Genomic DNA, 17,284 nt, shown 5'->3' with positions numbered 1-17,284 from the left:
TTATAACATTAATCTTGTGTTCTTTTGATATCAGCACCTAATGCTTTCAATTTACCATGTAAATCAACATATCCTCTGTCTAAGTGTTTTAATTCAGTAACATATGTTGTACCTTCAGCCACTAAGCCTGCTAAAATTAGTGCTGCTGCAGCACGTAAATCTGTTGCTTTAACTTGAGCACCTTGAAGTTCACTTTTACCTTCAATTTTTGCACTTCTACCTTCTACAGTAATTTTAGCATTCATTCTTTTAAATTCACCGACATGCATAAATCTATTTTCAAACACAGTTTCAGTTACTACTTTGTGCCCTTTTGCAGTTAATAATAACGCCATCATTTGTGATTGCATATCTGTAGGGAAACCAGGATGCGGAAGAGTTTTGATATCTATTGGTTTCAATTCGTTTTCGGCACTTACACGAATTGCATCATCAAAATATTCTAGATTAACTCCCATTTCTTCTAGTTTATAAACTAAGCTCGTCATATGTTCTTTGATTGCACCGTTTACTAAAACATTTCCTCTTGTAATTGCACCGGCAATTAATAATGTACCTGCTTCTATTCTATCAGGTATAATTGAATGCTCGACGCCATATAAAGCTTCAACGCCTTCAATCGTGATCGTGTCCGTACCGGCTCCTAATACATTTCCACCCATTTCATTGATATAATTAGCCAAATCAACGATTTCTGGTTCTCGTGCGACGTTTTCTAAAACAGTTTTACCATCAGCTAAAGAAGCTGCCATTATAATATTTTGTGTCGCACCTACGCTTGGAAAATCTAAGTGAATCGTTGTACCTTTCAATCCATTAGTTGTGTTTGCGTATATAAAACCACCATCCATATGGATTTCTGCACCAAGCTCTTCAAAACCTTTAATATGCTGTTCAATCGGTCTAGAACCAATAGCGCAACCACCAGGTAAAGCCACTTTGGCATGACCTAATCGTGCCAATAATGGGCCCATAACAAGAATACTTGCTCTCATCTTACTTACATATTCATATGGTGCTTCTTCATTTAATTGTTTTGTTGCATCTACTGTAACTTCTTCTTGCTCTTTATTATAAGAAACATCAGCATTTAATGTTGATATTACATTATTAATTGTTTCTACGTCACTAAGTGCTGGTACATTTTTTAACTTGCTCACGCCTTTTGATGCTAATAGTGATGCTGTCAATACTGGTAATACTGCATTTTTTGCACCTGAAACTTTCACTTCACCAGTTAATTTTTTACCACCATTAATTTCTATCTTATCCATCTTAAATCCTCCACTTAACTACTTATAAATTGCCTTTAATTTTCAATCAAACTTACTACTAAATTATATCGATAATCATGCGTAATATACAATTATTTGAATTATTGTGCCAAATATTTTATTTGTGTAGAAAATTGTAACAAATCTACAATAAAATTGCTGACTGAAGTCCCGATTAATATTGCTAAAAATATCATACAAATTTGAACTTGTACTGGAAAACCTTTTTTAAAAAATTGTTCCAATCTCACTGCATTCAATGCCCAATAGGCAATGCAAATACAAAGGACATGTAAGATGAGATGTACAATTGAAAACTGTCCCAAATATTCCATAATTATTCTCCTTGCTAAACACTATTTATATATTTTACACGAAACACTATGCAAAAGATACTTAATAATGAGATAACTGACATTTAAATAATAAAGCGTCAATTTAGTATTATTTTCCCATTATATATGACATATATGCATAACAATTAAAATTAAATACTTTTAATTATTTTAGTCATTTATCAATTATTTTCTTCCTTTATAAATGATTATGAAAAATCATATGTAAATGTAAGTCTTCATAAAAATATTTTAATATAGTAAATACAAGCTATTACTTAAATCAATATGTCATTGATAATCATACGCTAAAATTTTGATTTTAACATGTCTTAATCAAAAAATAGAAAAAAGTCGACAAAGTTTTATACTTTGTCGACTTTTTTGATAAACATAATAGAATATCTTATATTCATTATTGTAATTGAGCGACATGAAGACGGTTATTAGCACGATCTAATGCGCGTTTGGCTCTATTTATGTCACTGCTATCTTCTTCATTGTTTAAATGAGATTCTGCTCTTGATTTTGCTAATTCTGCTCTAGCGACATCAATTTCATTCGCAGGCTCTGCAGTTTGAACAATGATTGATAATTTATCTTGTCTTACTTCAACAAAACCTTCACTCACTGCAATATATTCTGAACCACCGTCAAAATTAATTTTGGCATAGCCAATTTCAAGTGCTGCAACTGTTGGAATATGTCCATACATGACACCGATTTCTCCAGCAGTAGTTTGTAATACTGCAAGAGTGACATCTTCTCGGTCGTAAACAGAACCATTAGGAGTGACAATATTTAGGCTTAATGTATTCATTATCCATACCTCCTAATTTTAAACTTCAACACCCATATCTTTAGCTTTTTCAATTACTTCATCCATACTTCCAACTAGACGGAATGCGTCTTCTGGAATATGATCGTAATCACCATTTAATATTGCTTTGAAGCCTTCTACTGTTTTTTGAACAGACACATAAGATCCTTTTTGACCAGTAAATTGTTCAGCAACGTGGAAGTTTTGTGATAAGAAGATCTGAATACGACGTGCGCGTTCTACAGTTTGTTTATCTTCTTCAGAAAGTTCATCCATACCTAAAATAGCTATAATATCTTGTAACTCTCTATATTTTTGTAAAGTAGATTGTACTTCACGTGCTACTTCATAATGTTCTTGGCCAACAATTGATGGGTCAAGCGCTCTAGAAGTAGATGCTAAAGGATCAACTGCAGGATAAATACCCATTTCAGTTAATTTACGTTCTAAGTTTGTAGTTGAATCTAAGTGGGCAAATACTGCAGCTGGTGCTGGGTCAGTATAATCATCGGCTGGTACGAATACCGCTTGAATTGATGTTACAGAACCTTTAGTTGTAGAAGTAATACGTTCTTGTAATTGTCCCATTTCAGTTGCTAACGTTGGCTGGTAACCAACAGCTGAAGGCATACGACCTAATAACGCAGAAACTTCTGAACCAGCTTGTGTAAATCTAAAGATGTTATCTATGAATAATAGAACATCTTGTCCTTGTTCATCACGGAAATATTCAGCCATAGTTAAACCAGAAAGTGCTACTCGCATACGCGCACCAGGTGGTTCGTTCATTTGTCCAAATACCATTGCTGTCTTTTTAATAACACCACTATCACTCATTTCAAAGTATAGGTCATTACCTTCACGAGTACGTTCACCTACACCAGCAAATACTGATATACCGCCGTGCTCTTGAGCGATATTATTGATTAATTCTTGAATTAATACGGTTTTACCAACACCGGCACCACCGAATAATCCAACTTTACCACCTTTAATATATGGTGCTAATAAATCAATGACTTTGATACCTGTTTCTAAAATTTCAACTTTAGTAGATAACTGATCAAATGCAGGTGCTTCTCTATGAATTGGATCACGACGCACTGAGTCATCTATGTTTTCATCTAAATCTATCGTATCACCTAATACATTAAATACTCTACCTAATGTTTCATTACCAACTGGTACGCTAATACTATCTCCGCTATCTCTAACTTCTGTACCACGTTTAACACCATCAGTTGAATCCATTGCGATTGTTCGTACTACGTCATCGCCAAGTTGTAATGCAACTTCTAACGTTAATTCAACATTACCTTCTTCTCTTTCTATATCGAGAACTAAGGCATTATTAATTTCTGGAACTTCATTGTGCTCAAAGCGAACATCAATTACTGGACCCATAACTTGTGTTACACGGCCTAATCCCATGCTATTTTCCTCCTTTAATCATTATTCAAGTGCAACTGCGCCACCAACGATTTCAGTAATTTGTTGAGTGATTGCTGCTTGTCTCGCTCTGTTATACTCGATAGATAAATCATCAATGATATCTGTCGCATTATCAGATGCATTTTTCATAGCCGTCATACGTGTAGCATGTTCACTTGCTTTTGCATCTAAAATCGTTCCATATATTAAACTTTCAACATATTGAGGTAAAATAACACTTAATATTGCTTCTTTGTCTGGTTCAAATTCATATGAAGACATTTGACCATGTCCTAAGCTTGAATCTTCAGGAGACAATGGAAGCACAGTTTTCATCGAAGGTGTGTTTTCTAAAACACTTACGAAGTGACTGTAATAAATTTTTACCTCATCCACAATCTCGTCGTTATACAAATCTATCGCTTTTTTAGCAATTGCTTGTATCTCTTTAAATGAAGGTTGATCAGGAACTTCTGTTAAAGAATCATGAATCTCATATCCTTTATTTTTAAGAAAATCAACACCTGTTTGACCTAAAACTAAGATGGAATATTCATCACTACTACTATGTTTGCGTTCAATATCTTTCATCAGATGTTTCAATACATTTGCATTGTATGCACCTGCAAGGCCTTGGTCACTAGTAATTACGATATAACCACTTTTCTTCACTTCTCGCTGTTGTAACATTGGATGATGTGAATTTTTGTCCGCACCAGCAACGGCTGTAATTGCATCTTGCATTTTAGCCATATATGGTCTGAATTGATTCGTGTTTTTTTCAGCACGACGCAATTTCGAACTAGAAACCATGTTCATTGCTTTCGTAATCTGTTTCATCTTTTTTGTTGATTTTATTCGTGTATCGATTTCTTTAAGAGATGCCATTATCTCACCACCTTTTATCTACATTAACTATTATGCTTCCTCTGATTTGCTAAAACTCTTCTTGAATTCATTGATTGCTGATTCAAATGATTCATCATTAGGTAAAGCACCCGTCGTTTTGATTTCATTTAATAAATCAGATGCATTCGATTTAGCCCATTGATTCAACTCGTCTTCAAAACGCGTAATATCAACTACTGGGATATCATCTAAATGTCCTTTTGTTAAAGCATAAATAATTAAAACTTGATTTTCTACAGGTAGTGGTTTGTTTTTATCTTGTTTTAATATTTCAACTGTACGTTTACCACGTTCTAATTTTTTAGCAGTAAATTCATCTAGATCAGACCCAAATTGCGCGAATGATTCTAATTCACGATATGATGCTAAATCTAGACGTAAAGTTCCGGCAACTTTTTTCATTGCTTTAATTTGTGCAGAACCACCAACACGTGATACTGATTGTCCTGCATTAATCGCTGGTCTAACACCAGAGAAGAATAAGTCAGATTGCAAGAATATTTGTCCATCTGTAATAGAAATTACGTTTGTAGGAACATAAGCAGCAATATCGCCTGCTTGTGTCTCAATAATAGGTAACGCTGTGATTGAACCGCCACCTAAATCATCATTTAATTTAGCTGCTCTCTCTAATAATCTACTATGTAAGTAGAATACGTCACCAGGATAAGCTTCACGACCTGGAGGTCTACGTAATAATAGTGATAATTCACGGTAAGCTGCAGCTTGTTTTGTTAAATCATCATAAACGATTAAAACATCTTTGCCAGCAAACATGAATTCTTCAGCCATTGCTACACCAGAATATGGCGAGATATAAAGCATAGGTGCTGGATCTGCTGCTGAAGCAGAAACAACAATTGTATAATCTAATGCACCTTCTTGACGTAATTTTTCAACATTTGCTCGAACCGTTGAGTCTTTTTGTCCGATAGCAACGTATATACAAATTGTATCTTGATCTCTTTGGTTCAAAATTGTATCAATGGCAACCGTTGTTTTACCTGTTTGACGGTCACCGATAATTAATTCACGCTGCCCACGACCAATTGGTACAAGTGCATCAATTGCTTTGATACCTGTTTGTAATGGTTCATCTACAGATTTACGATCCATTACACCAGTTGCTTTCTTCTCTACAGGACGTGTTTTTGTAGTATTGATTGGTCCTTGACCATCAATTGCTTGTCCTAATGGGTTAACGACACGACCAAGTAACTCCTCACCAACTGGAACTTCCATGATACGTCCAGTTCGTTTTACTTCGTCTCCCTCTTTTATATCCGCGTAAGGGCCTAAAATTACTACACCGACATTGGATTCTTCTAAGTTTTGTGCTAAACCTAGAACGCCGTTATTAAATTCAATAAGCTCACCAGCCATAACGTCATTTAATCCGTGGATTAAAGCGATACCATCACCAATTTGCAGAACTGTACCTACATCAGTAACAGCCATTTCTGACTCATAATTTTCTATTTGTGAGCGAAGTAATGCACTGATTTCTTCAGCTTTAATGGCCATCTATGTCACTCCTTCAATTTTTATTTCACTCTAATAAATTGCTTTTCAAGTTTGGCAAGATCATTTTTAATACTTGCATCCATCACTTTCGTACCGACTTTAACTCGGATACCACCGATAAGATCTGGATTTATTTCATTTGTTATCATTAGTTTTGAAAGTTTTGTACGTGATTTTATAATTGAATCAATACTTGCTATTTCATCCTCAGATAGTTTATAAACTGATTCAATAACTGCAAAGTCTTGATTATGATATTCATTATATAAGGTTTCAAAAGCTAAAAATATTTCATGAGTATATGTAAGGTGGCGATTACTTGCAAGCACCATAAACATATTCTGTAAATATTGATTTGCATGTCCAAAAATAATAGCAACAAAACGTTGACGTTGTGTTACATCTTTTTGCGGATCTGTGTCTAATTCTTTTAATTTTCCAACTTCAGGTTGTACTGCTTCGTCAATTGTTGAAAATTCTTCATACATTTGATCGAGTAACGCTTTTTCTTTAGCAGTATCAAATAACGCTTTTGCATATTTTTTTGCTACATTAGCCATTATTTATCGCCTGCCTCTTTAATGTACTTTTCAACTAATTCTTTTTGATCTTTTTCTGAAATTTCTTTTTGAAGTACTTTTGAAGCAATAAGTACTGAAAGTTCAGAAACCTGATTGTTAATATCCGCAAGTGCACGTTCTTTTTCACTGTTTATTTCATTTTGTGCTGTTTCAATCATACCATTGGCTCTAATGTTGGCTTCGTGAATGATTTCTTCGTGCTGTTTACGGGCTTGTATTTTAGACTCTTCTAAAATTTTATGAACCTCTTCTTGTGTTTCTTTTAGTGTTTGTTTGTTTTGTGCTTCTAGTTTTTGAGCATTTAATTTAGCTTGTTCAGCATCGTCGATATCTTTATTAATATCGTGTTCACGTTTGTCCATCACTTCTTTAAGTGGGCCCCAAGCAAACTTTTTCAATAGTAAAAGTAAAATGGCAAATGTAGCAATCGTAACAATGATTGTTCCCCATTGTACACCGCCGCCACTAGCCGCACCTAGAACGAACATATTAGTCGTAGCAGTCACTTTCATAGACACTCCTTTCATCCAGTATAATCATAAGGTATTTTGATAAAAACGAACGGCGAGAGCCCAGAAGACTTCGCCATAAAGACTAGTTTACTTATAGTGACATGAAAGCGATAACTACACCTATAATTGGTAACGCCTCAACTAAACCGATACCGATGAACATAATACCCATTAATTGACCACGTGCTTCTGGTTGACGAGCGACACCTTCTACTGTTCTTGAAACGATAAGACCATTACCAATACCTGCACCAAGTGCTGATAAGCCGATTGCGATTGCTGCTGCGATTAAATTCATTTAAAAATCCTCCTAATTTGTTCTTTTTATTTTTTAATTTAATGACTCTTTTGTACTTTGTGTGACATATATACCATCGAAAGCATTACAAATATATATGCCTGAATCGTACCGATAAAAATTGAGAACCCTTGCCATACGATTAGGCCAGGTATTCCGATTAGCCAACCCCATGCTGGGAAGTTGAATACTAAACCTGCTAATAATCCTAGCAATAATTCACCTGCAAAAATATTTCCGTAAAGTCGTAATCCTAGCGTCAATGTTGAAGTGAATTCTTCAAATACATTGATAGGCAATAGGAATATTGGCTTTGTATAATTTTGGAAATATCCTTTAGTTCCAACCATTTTAACTCCATAATAATGTGTTAATAGTATTATCAGAGTTGATAATGTTAGTGTCACAGTTGGATCGGCTGTGGGAGATTTCCACCACAGGGTGTGTCCCGAAATTAATTGAAACGGTAATCCAAGCATATTACTAACAAATATGAAAAAGATTAATGTAACGGCTAAGAAATGGAACTGACCGCCTTTTGACCAAGCCATGTTACTTTCAATAATCCCTCTTACGAAATCAAAAACCCACTCAATAAAGTTTTGTTTGCCTGTTGGACGTTTCTTGAGGTTACGTGTACAAATAATAGCTATTACAAAAACAATAAACGCCGTAATCAACATCATCATAATCGATGATAGATTAAACACGATGTCTAGACCGAACACATTCCAACTGACTAGAGGGTCTTTATGATCCATGCTTTCTCACCTCTTTCATTATAAATTTTATTTCTTGTGTAAAAATGGTTTGAAAACAATTAAAACATAAGAAATCATTAAACCAACAACTACTCCAAAAATGTTTATATAGTCTTTATAAAAATACCATGTCGTACAAGCTAATATCACTATCAAATATCTCCAAATGTTGCCCGTTGAAATATGTATGTTATCCTTTTCTTTTGCTTTCGCCAAATAATATTCAAAAGTAAAAGTATTGATTAGCGATCCGATCATACCAATTATAAGACCTAATATAAATGCAGAGTATGTGAAAATAAACACAATTACAAGTACAATAATACAATATAAATAGTATTGTATGTACTGATTAAAAATGATGTTGAAACGTTTCATTTCAGTGCCTCGCTTCACCTTATCTTTCATATATGAGAACCATTCCAATCATACAATTTTAATAATAATATAGGGCACTTTACGTGTCAATTCTATTCAAATTGTAATTCAATTTTTTACAAGAATGTCACAAAAATGACACATAAATACATAATTATTTGAAAGAAGAAGGTTTTTTATCAATTAAACCGAAAAAATATTTAATATTTTGACGAATTCTATATGATGCATTGCCATCTCCATATGGATTTTGTGCTGTGCTCATTGTTTCATATAAATTTTTGTTGTCTAATAGCTCTTTGGTTGCTGCAAATATGTCCTTTGTATTTGTACCTACAATTTTTAATGTCCCCGCTGCCACGCCTTCTGGCCTTTCTGTTACATCCCTTAATACGAGCACTGGTTTGCCTAATGAAGGTGCTTCCTCTTGTACTCCACCAGAATCAGTTAAAATTAAATAAGACTGATGTGCAAAATTATGAAAATCAACAACCTCTAATGGTTCTACAAGCTCGATTCTCGTATGGTTTGACAAATAATAATCTGCAATTTCCCGTACTTCAGGGTTTTTATGTATTGGATATACGACAACAACATCCTCGTATGCTTCGATAATATCACGTACTGCTTTGAAAATATGTGCCATAGGTTCTCCAATATTTTCTCGTCTATGCGCAGTTAAGAGAATAATACGTTTATTTTTATGCTTAGCTATGATTTCTGATTGATACCCATTATGAATTGTCGTTTTCATAGCATCAATCGCAGTATTGCCTGTCACTACGATCGTGTCTTCTGGTTTGTTTTCAGCGATCAAATTGTTTGCAGCATTATTGGTAGGAGCAAAGTTTAAATCAGACATTACTCCTACCATTTGTCTATTCATTTCTTCAGGAAATGGAGCGTATTTATTCCAAGTTCGTAAACCAGCTTCGACATGTCCGATTGGGACTTGATTATATAATGCTGCTAAGCTTCCGGCGAATGTACTCATAGTATCTCCGTGAACAAGTATCATATCTGGTTGCGCTTCCTTTATCACATCCTCTAATCGAATGAGTATGCGAGAAGTTATATCAGACAATGATTGACCCTGTTTCATAATATTCAAATCATAATCAGGTGTTATGTCAAAGCTCTTCAAGACAGAATCTAACATTTCTCTGTGTTGCGCAGTCACTACAACGATTGGTTGTAATTCAGAATCTTTCTCCAACTCTAAAACGAGCGGTGCCATCTTTATCGCTTCAGGACGTGTCCCAAAAACAGTCATAACTTTTTTCATACTACTCCACTCCTGGGTTAAACTATTTTGTACCGAATAAACGGTCACCAGCGTCACCTAAACCAGGTGTAATATAAGCATGGTCATCTAATTTCTCATCTAATGCTGCGATATAAATATCAACATCTTCATGTGCTTCTTGTAATTTTTCTACACCTTCTGGAGCTGCAATCAGACACATAAATCTGATGTGTTTAGCGCCACGTTTTTTAAGTGAATTAATCGCTTCAATTGCGGAAGCACCAGTCGCTAGCATTGGATCAACTACTACAATTTCTCTTTCTTCAATATCTTGTGGTAGTTTTACAAAATACTCAACTGCTTCTAGTGTTTCGGGATCTCTGTATAACCCAACATGACCTATTCTTGCTGCCGGCACTAAATTTAAGATACCTTGTGTCATACCAAGTCCCGCTCTTAAAATGGGAATAAATGCTAATTTTTTACCTGTTAGTCTCTTAGCTATCATTTTAGTGACTGGTGTTTCAATTTCTACATCTTGTAACTCTAGATTTCTAGTTACTTCGTATGCCATCAACATACCAACTTCATCTACGAGTTCTCTAAATTCTTTTGTACCTGTATGTACATCTCTAATGTAACTTAATTTGTGTTGAATAAGTGGGTGATCAAAAACATGTACGTTGCCCATAATTACTTCCTCCAATTTAATTATATAAAGGATGTTTCGTAGTTAATGCTTTAACTCTTTCTTGTCCTTCTTTTAATGTTGTTTCATTTTCAGGATCTTTTAGCACTAGGCTAATAATTTTGGCTACTTCTTCAAATGCCGCTTCATCAAAACCACGTGTTGTAGCTGCTGGCGTACCAAGTCTTAAGCCACTTGTTACAAAAGGTTTTTCTTGATCAAACGGAATTGTATTTTTATTACAAGTAATACCTATTGAGTCCAAGGCTTCTTCTGCTACTTTACCAGTAATATTGACTGATCCTTTTACATCTACGCAAACTAAATGATTATCAGTACCACCAGATACTACTCTAAAACCTTCTTTATTTAATGTATCAGCTAATGCTTTTGCATTTTTTATCACTTGTTGTTGATATGTTTTGAAATCATCTTGAAGTGCTTCACCAAACGCTACAGCTTTAGCAGCAATAACATGTTCTAAAGGGCCCCCTTGAATGCCTGGGAAGATTGTTTTATCAATTTGCTTTTTGTATGCTTCTTTACATAAAATCATACCACCACGAGGACCGCGTAATGTTTTATGTGTTGTCGTAGTTACAAAATCAGCGTATTCTACTGGGCTTGGGTGTAGACCCGCAGCTACTAATCCGGCGATATGCGCCATATCCACCATCAATTTAGCGCCAACTTCATCAGCAATTTCTCTAAAACGTTTGAAGTCTATTGTCTTTGAGTATGCAGATGCGCCAGCAACAATTAATTTAGGTTGATGCGCTTTTGCTACTTTTAAAACTTCGTCATAGTCTATTTGTTCACTCTCTTTGTCGACACCATATTCGACAAAGTTATAAAATTGACCACTAAAGTTTACTGGTGCACCATGAGTTAAGTGTCCACCATGACTTAAATTCATACCTAATACAGTATCTCCGTGTTCTAATGCAACGAGATAAACAGCCATATTTGCTTGTGAACCAGAATGTGGTTGAACGTTAACATGTTCTGCACCAAACAATTGCTTCGCTCTTTCAATAGCTAATGTTTCAGATACATCTACGTATTCACAACCACCGTAATATCTTCTGTTTGGATAACCTTCAGCATACTTGTTAGTTAATACGGAACCTTGAGCTTCCATAACTGCTTCCGACACAAAGTTTTCTGATGCGATTAACTCTATATTGTTATTTTGACGGTTGAACTCGTTTTGAATCACTTCATAAATTTCTTTATCTTGATCTTTAATAAATGACATTAGTAAACCCTCGTTTCTGTATTAGTTATATTTTGCTCTTTCGCCACCAATTTTCTTAGGTCTTGAAGAAGCGATTGTAACAATTGCTTCGCCAATTTGCTTCACGCTTGTACGCTCAGGTATCGCTACATGCTTAATATGCATACCGATTAATGTTTGGCCAATATCAATACCTTTTGGAACGTTAATTGTTTCAACGACTATAGGGTCAGCCATATGTTGATATGCATATGTAGCTAAACTACCTCCAGCATGGACATCAGGTACAACGGTTACTTCTTCCATCGTTAGGGGATCGAAATTTGCTTTTTCAATAGTTATTGCTCTATTGATATGTTCACAGCCTTGAAATACAAAAGAAACGCCTGTTTCCGTTTCAATCTCTTTTAATGCTTCAAATATATCTTTTGCTACCTCCATTGATCCAACACTACCTATGCGTTCGCCAATCACTTCTGAAGTAGAACAACCTATAATGCAAAGCTCATCGTCTTTAAAGAAAGATTTAGATTTTAATTCATCTAATAACGCTTTTAAATCCTCCATGTTCAACACCCCTTATTTATTTTGATATAAAGTAAGCCAAAATACATAAGTCCAATCAGACAAATTTAATTGCTAGCAAATTTGCTACATATTATTATTATAACGTATTTAATGAGTTACTCATACTAATTTCACATATTTATTTACTCTAATATTTTATTTTTTAATTTTTCAATCAATGAATTTAATTCATTATAAATTTCAATATAATCTGATTTAGTTCCTCCGAACGGATCAGCGACATCATCACCATGCAATACATACTCACCTAAAGTGAATATATGTGTACCTTTACCATACATTTGTTTAATTGCTTCTTTATGGCTTGTTGACATGGTCAAAATAAGATCCGCATTCATATCAATTTCAGTGAACTTTTGAGCATTTTCTGGTATTGGTAATTGTTTTTCTCTTATGATAGCGCGTGTATATTCTGATGTAGGCGCACCATCTATTGCAAACAAGCCACGTGATGCAACTTCAATATCTGGCATTTTAGCTTTTGCAATACTTTCTGCCATCGGACTTCTGCAAGTATTTCCAGTACAGACAAAAACGATTTTCATAAAGTTTCTCCTTTAACAATGGTATAATTTGCTGCCTTTTGCATACGATTCATGATAGCAACTGCATCATCACGATTTTCAAATCCAAATATATAAGCCTCTTTAATATTTTCATTTTGATCTATATCATGCAATATTTGATACAAATTATGATTTGCACCTTTAATATCTCTTTCATTTTCACACAGTGGAATGAAAGTTGCATTTTCAGGAATATATTTCAGTTTATCTTTTGGAAATATAAAAGCGACATTACGCCAATCTTTACTTGAGGATAGTTGTTGATGAACCGCGTATACAATTGTTATTGGGGTATCTGGTGCATAATGTTTATATTTCATTCCTGGAGCTATGGGCTTTTCTTGATTCAAATCCTCTTTTGTTGAAATAGATCCAGGCAACACATTTTCAATCATAGATTTGGTAATAGACCCTGGACGAGCTATCCTAAACGGATATTGTGTACAATCTAACACTGTACTTTCTAGACCTTCTTCACTTTGGTCACCATTGACAATACCATCAATTCTTTGGTTTAAATCACGATATACGTGTTCAAAATTAGTTGGAGAAGGTCTACCACTTAAATTAGCACTGGGCGCAGCAATCGGTATATCTACAAACTCTAATATTTTCCTTCCAATCGGGTGACTCGGCATCCTAACTGCTATGGATGAAAGTCCACCACTTACACTTTCACATAAAAAACCTTTTTTCAGTGGTAAAATAAATGAAATTGGACCAGGCCAAAATTGATTCATTAGCATCCTAACTTCTTGTGTAATATGCTTTGTAAATGCATCTAATTGTTTAACGTTATGTATATGAACGATTAGAGGGTTATCTGAAGGTCTACCTTTTGCTGCATAAATATTTTTTATAGTCTGTTCATTTCTTGCATCGCCACCTAAACCATATACTGTTTCAGTTGGTATAGCGATGAGTCCACCAGCTTCAAAAACATTTTTTATTTCATTATAAGTATCTATATTAACATCGTCTGTCAGATGATTCCTCAAATCCCATATTTTTGTTTCCATCTATACACACCCTTTCATCTTAATTTCAATTTTAAAACAAAATAAGAAGTTATGCACCTTCATGACTTATCATGTTCAGCACACAACTTCTTAAGTTACCATTCGAAAGAAATAATTCTATCATTATTGTTAATATCTTTTATTATTTGAACACAAACAGCAGGATATTTTTCTTCAATTTTTTTCTTTAAAGTAAGGCCTTGTTTATAACCAATTTCAAACACAACTATTGCATTGGGTAATAATACATCTGGCAATTGTTCTAAAATCTTATCATAAACTTGAAAACCATTATTTTCAGCAAATAAAGCACTGGTAGGTTCATATCTCAATACTGTATCTTCCATTAAAGTTTTTTCGCTATCAGCTATATATGGTGGATTTGAAATTAATCCATTCACTTTAATATTTTTCTCTATTAAAGGATTTAAGGCATCACCTTGTAAAAATGTAATGTCTACATCATGATACTGAGCATTGTCTTTTGCAACCGATAAAGCTGCATCATATAAATCTGTAGCTAAAATGTCCAAGTATTGATTCATTTTTTTAAGTAAAATAGGTATGTTGCCACTACCTGTGCCTATATCTACAACTTTATCTCCAGACTTCACCAAATTATAAAAATGCAGTAATACTTCTTCTGTTTCAGGTCTCGGAATTAAACAGTGTTCATTCACTTTAAATATTTCACCATAAAAAGATTGTGTGCCTACAATATATTGAATAGGTTCACCTTGTAACATCCTTGCTTCCGCATTATCAAACAACACGTTGTGTGCTTCTGTCATAATTTCGTCAGCATGCAACAAATAATCTGTTTTTTGCCATTGAAATAAATCAAGCATCAACCATTCAGCTCTTGTTACTTCAATACCTATTGCTTCACATTTGCTTTGTGCAATCTTCAATCTTTCTCTATAATTCACCGTCATTCAGTTCTTTCAATTTATCTGTTTGTTCAGCTAAAGTTAGTGCATCAATAATCTCATCTAACTTACCTTCCATAACTTGCTCTAATTTCTGCAATGTCAATCCAATACGATGATCCGTTACACGACTTTGTGGGTAATTGTATGTTCTAATTCTCTCTGAGCGATCACCTGAACCGACAGCTGATTTACGCTGTGCTGCATACTTTTGTTGTTCTTCTTGTAATTTCATATCAAACAAACGTGCCTTTAACACTTTCATTGCTTTTTCACGGTTTTGAATTTGAGATTTTTCTGATGAAGTAGCAATAACACCCGTTGGCAAGTGTGTGATTCGAACGGCTGAATCTGTAGTATTTACGTGTTGCCCACCTGCCCCACTAGAACGATAGGTATCTATTTTAATATCTTCATTACGAATTTCTATCTCAACATCTTCAACTTCTGGTAATACGGCAACTGTAGCTGTAGACGTGTGAATACGTCCACCTGACTCTGTTGCTGGTACACGTTGTACACGATGTGCGCCATTTTCGTATTTCAATTTACTATAAGCGCCTGTGCCTGAAACAGAGAAACTAATCTCTTTGTATCCGCCATGGTCACTTTCAGTAGCTTCTACTATATCTGTCTTATAACTATGCGCTTCAGCGTATCTAGAATACATTCTAAATAAATCTCCAGCAAATATTGCAGCCTCATCTCCACCAGCAGCTGCACGAATTTCAACAATTACATCTTTTTCATCATTTGGATCTTTTGGAATTAACAAGAATTTTAATTCTTCTTCTAATTCTGGAATTTTTTGGCTCAATTCTTGCTTTTCATCTTTGAGCATTTCAACTTCTTCTTCATCTTTTGTTTCCTGTAACATTTCATCTATTTCAGTTACATCTTCTTTAACTTGTTTATATTCGCGATACACTTCAACTGTTTTTTGCAAATCAGCCTGTTCTTTTGAATATTTTCGTAAATTATCTGGGTTATTTACGACTTCAGGATCACTTAACATTTCGTTTAATTGTTCGTATCTTTCTTCTACAATGTCTAATTGATCAAACACTACATTTCCTCCTTCTCATGATTACTTGGTGCAACGATATGATGTGCCCTACATCTAGGTTCATAGCTTTCGTTTGCGCCGACGAGAATCACAGGGTCATCTATTTTTGCTGGATTGCCATCAATTAACCGTTGTGTACGGCTTGATGACGAGCCACATACTGCACAAACAGCTTGTAGTTTAGTCACTTCTTCACTTACTGCTAATAAATGAGGTATCGGTTCAAATGGTTCACCTCTGAAATCCATATCTAAACCTGCAGTAATCACTCTATGTCCCTTTTCAGCTAATTCTTCTACAATATGAACAATGTTGTTTTCAAAAAATTGAACTTCATCGATTGCTATAATATCAAAATTTGATAAATCGTGTTTATAAATCTCAGCTGCTGTTGAGATATTAATTGCCTCAATTGCATTGCCATTATGCGAAACAATTTTATCTTTATGATAGCGGTCATCTATTGCTGGTTTAAATACAACCACCTTTTGTTTAGCATATAGTCCACGTCTTAAGCGACGAATTAATTCTTCAGATTTACCACTAAACATGCTTCCAGTTATACATTCTATCCAGCCGGAATGATAAGTTTCATTCATTATGCGTTCCACCCTTTTTCAAAACATAATCGGTTTATTATATCATATTTTCCATCTTAAAATATCAATTTCTCTTAAGTTATTTGTAATTTAATATGTAATTAATGTACTAAAACATCGGCACTCTTTTGGTTTTACCTTTCCATCATCCATGTTAAATAAAAAAGCATTCTCATAAAATGAGAATGCCTTATTACAACAATTATTCGTTGCTTGATTTGAATCCGAATTTCTTGTTGAAACGTTCCACACGACCATCCGCAGCAGCGAATTTTTGACGTCCTGTGTAAAACGGATGTGAATCAGAAGAAATATCTAAACGAATAACTGGGTATTCATTTCCATCTTCCCATTCCATCGTTTCTGATGAAGATTTTGTTGAACCACTTAAGAATTTAAAATCTGTAGTTGTATCTAAAAAGATAACTTTGTGGTATTCAGGATGAATATTTTGTTTCATTTTTTTCAGCTCCTTTGCCCTGAACCATCTGGAACAGAGTTGTTTGTGAGTTTTTTTACCCAA

Annotated in this window: 21 protein-coding genes; all 21 read right to left on the bottom strand. The window is 34.5% G+C overall.

Annotation, left to right across the window (positions count from 1 at the left end):
• Window positions 1-8: 8 nt before the first annotated feature.
• Window positions 9-1,274 carry a UDP-N-acetylglucosamine 1-carboxyvinyltransferase gene (gene murA / locus KA926_RS12140; RefSeq protein ID WP_107385330.1) on the bottom strand — a complete coding sequence of 422 codons (1,266 nt, stop codon included), beginning with the start codon at window positions 1,272-1,274 and terminating at the stop codon, window positions 9-11.
• Between the two features lie 101 nt (window positions 1,275-1,375).
• Window positions 1,376-1,609, bottom strand: a complete 234-nt coding sequence (locus KA926_RS12135) for a DUF1146 family protein (protein WP_019468304.1) — start codon at window positions 1,607-1,609, stop codon at window positions 1,376-1,378.
• Between the two features lie 415 nt (window positions 1,610-2,024).
• Window positions 2,025-2,429 carry a F0F1 ATP synthase subunit epsilon gene (locus KA926_RS12130; protein WP_119535531.1) on the bottom strand — a complete coding sequence of 135 codons (405 nt, stop codon included), beginning with the start codon at window positions 2,427-2,429 and terminating at the stop codon, window positions 2,025-2,027.
• Between the two features lie 18 nt (window positions 2,430-2,447).
• The gene (gene atpD / locus KA926_RS12125; RefSeq protein WP_210144531.1) at window positions 2,448-3,860 is read right to left on the bottom strand and encodes a F0F1 ATP synthase subunit beta; all 1,413 of its coding nucleotides are present in this window, start codon (window positions 3,858-3,860) and stop codon (window positions 2,448-2,450) included.
• A 21-nt stretch (window positions 3,861-3,881) separates the two neighbouring features.
• Window positions 3,882-4,748, bottom strand: a complete 867-nt coding sequence (gene atpG, locus KA926_RS12120) for an ATP synthase F1 subunit gamma (protein WP_107384838.1) — start codon at window positions 4,746-4,748, stop codon at window positions 3,882-3,884.
• A 30-nt stretch (window positions 4,749-4,778) separates the two neighbouring features.
• Window positions 4,779-6,293 (bottom strand): F0F1 ATP synthase subunit alpha, encoded by a 1,515-nt coding sequence (gene atpA / locus KA926_RS12115; protein WP_107384839.1) that lies wholly within the window; start codon window positions 6,291-6,293, stop codon window positions 4,779-4,781.
• A gap of 20 nt (window positions 6,294-6,313) precedes the next feature.
• Window positions 6,314-6,853, bottom strand: a complete 540-nt coding sequence (locus tag KA926_RS12110) for a F0F1 ATP synthase subunit delta (protein WP_107384840.1) — start codon at window positions 6,851-6,853, stop codon at window positions 6,314-6,316.
• A complete protein-coding gene (locus KA926_RS12105) occupies window positions 6,853-7,380 on the bottom strand; it encodes a F0F1 ATP synthase subunit B (RefSeq protein ID WP_107384851.1) in 528 nt (175 codons plus the stop codon). Before KA926_RS12105 ends, KA926_RS12110 begins: the two co-directional genes overlap by 1 nt.
• Before the next feature lie 97 nt (window positions 7,381-7,477).
• Window positions 7,478-7,684: a F0F1 ATP synthase subunit C gene (gene atpE, locus KA926_RS12100; protein WP_002482721.1), complete on the bottom strand. Its 207-nt coding sequence runs from the start codon at window positions 7,682-7,684 to the stop codon at window positions 7,478-7,480.
• A gap of 38 nt (window positions 7,685-7,722) precedes the next feature.
• A complete protein-coding gene (gene atpB, locus KA926_RS12095; RefSeq protein ID WP_119535534.1) occupies window positions 7,723-8,445 on the bottom strand; it encodes a F0F1 ATP synthase subunit A in 723 nt (240 codons plus the stop codon).
• Between the two features lie 27 nt (window positions 8,446-8,472).
• Entirely contained in the window at window positions 8,473-8,823 is a 351-nt protein-coding gene (locus KA926_RS12090) for an ATP synthase subunit I (RefSeq protein WP_107384852.1), read from the bottom strand.
• A gap of 154 nt (window positions 8,824-8,977) precedes the next feature.
• A complete protein-coding gene (gene wecB / locus KA926_RS12085) occupies window positions 8,978-10,108 on the bottom strand; it encodes a non-hydrolyzing UDP-N-acetylglucosamine 2-epimerase (RefSeq protein ID WP_210144529.1) in 1,131 nt (376 codons plus the stop codon).
• A gap of 22 nt (window positions 10,109-10,130) precedes the next feature.
• On the bottom strand, window positions 10,131-10,760 hold the full coding sequence (gene upp / locus KA926_RS12080) for a uracil phosphoribosyltransferase (RefSeq protein WP_019468295.1): 630 nt from the start codon (window positions 10,758-10,760) through the stop codon (window positions 10,131-10,133).
• Between the two features lie 16 nt (window positions 10,761-10,776).
• Window positions 10,777-12,015, bottom strand: coding sequence for a serine hydroxymethyltransferase (gene glyA / locus KA926_RS12075; protein ID WP_107386306.1), 1,239 nt, complete (start codon window positions 12,013-12,015; stop codon window positions 10,777-10,779).
• A 21-nt stretch (window positions 12,016-12,036) separates the two neighbouring features.
• Complete coding sequence (locus tag KA926_RS12070; protein ID WP_107384845.1) at window positions 12,037-12,561, bottom strand: TIGR01440 family protein; 525 nt, start codon at window positions 12,559-12,561, stop codon at window positions 12,037-12,039.
• Window positions 12,562-12,704: 143 nt separating this feature from the next.
• A complete protein-coding gene (locus tag KA926_RS12065; protein WP_210144527.1) occupies window positions 12,705-13,127 on the bottom strand; it encodes a low molecular weight protein arginine phosphatase in 423 nt (140 codons plus the stop codon).
• Complete coding sequence (locus KA926_RS12060) at window positions 13,124-14,167, bottom strand: L-threonylcarbamoyladenylate synthase (protein ID WP_107384847.1); 1,044 nt, start codon at window positions 14,165-14,167, stop codon at window positions 13,124-13,126. Before KA926_RS12060 ends, KA926_RS12065 begins: the two co-directional genes overlap by 4 nt.
• Before the next feature lie 95 nt (window positions 14,168-14,262).
• Complete coding sequence (prmC, locus tag KA926_RS12055; protein WP_210144525.1) at window positions 14,263-15,102, bottom strand: peptide chain release factor N(5)-glutamine methyltransferase; 840 nt, start codon at window positions 15,100-15,102, stop codon at window positions 14,263-14,265.
• The gene (prfA, locus tag KA926_RS12050) at window positions 15,086-16,162 is read right to left on the bottom strand and encodes a peptide chain release factor 1 (protein ID WP_019468289.1); all 1,077 of its coding nucleotides are present in this window, start codon (window positions 16,160-16,162) and stop codon (window positions 15,086-15,088) included. The genes prmC and prfA overlap by 17 nt, the downstream gene beginning before the upstream one ends.
• Window positions 16,162-16,761, bottom strand: coding sequence for a thymidine kinase (locus KA926_RS12045; protein ID WP_107384849.1), 600 nt, complete (start codon window positions 16,759-16,761; stop codon window positions 16,162-16,164). Before KA926_RS12045 ends, prfA begins: the two co-directional genes overlap by 1 nt.
• A gap of 202 nt (window positions 16,762-16,963) precedes the next feature.
• Window positions 16,964-17,221 carry a type B 50S ribosomal protein L31 gene (locus KA926_RS12040; protein ID WP_019468287.1) on the bottom strand — a complete coding sequence of 86 codons (258 nt, stop codon included), beginning with the start codon at window positions 17,219-17,221 and terminating at the stop codon, window positions 16,964-16,966.
• Window positions 17,222-17,284: the final 63 nt, after the last annotated feature.

Source organism: Staphylococcus sp. GDY8P94P (assembly GCF_017892255.1).
Classification (GTDB): Bacteria; Bacillota; Bacilli; order Staphylococcales; family Staphylococcaceae; genus Staphylococcus; species Staphylococcus cohnii.
This window is presented reverse-complemented; position numbering and strand designations above follow the sequence as displayed.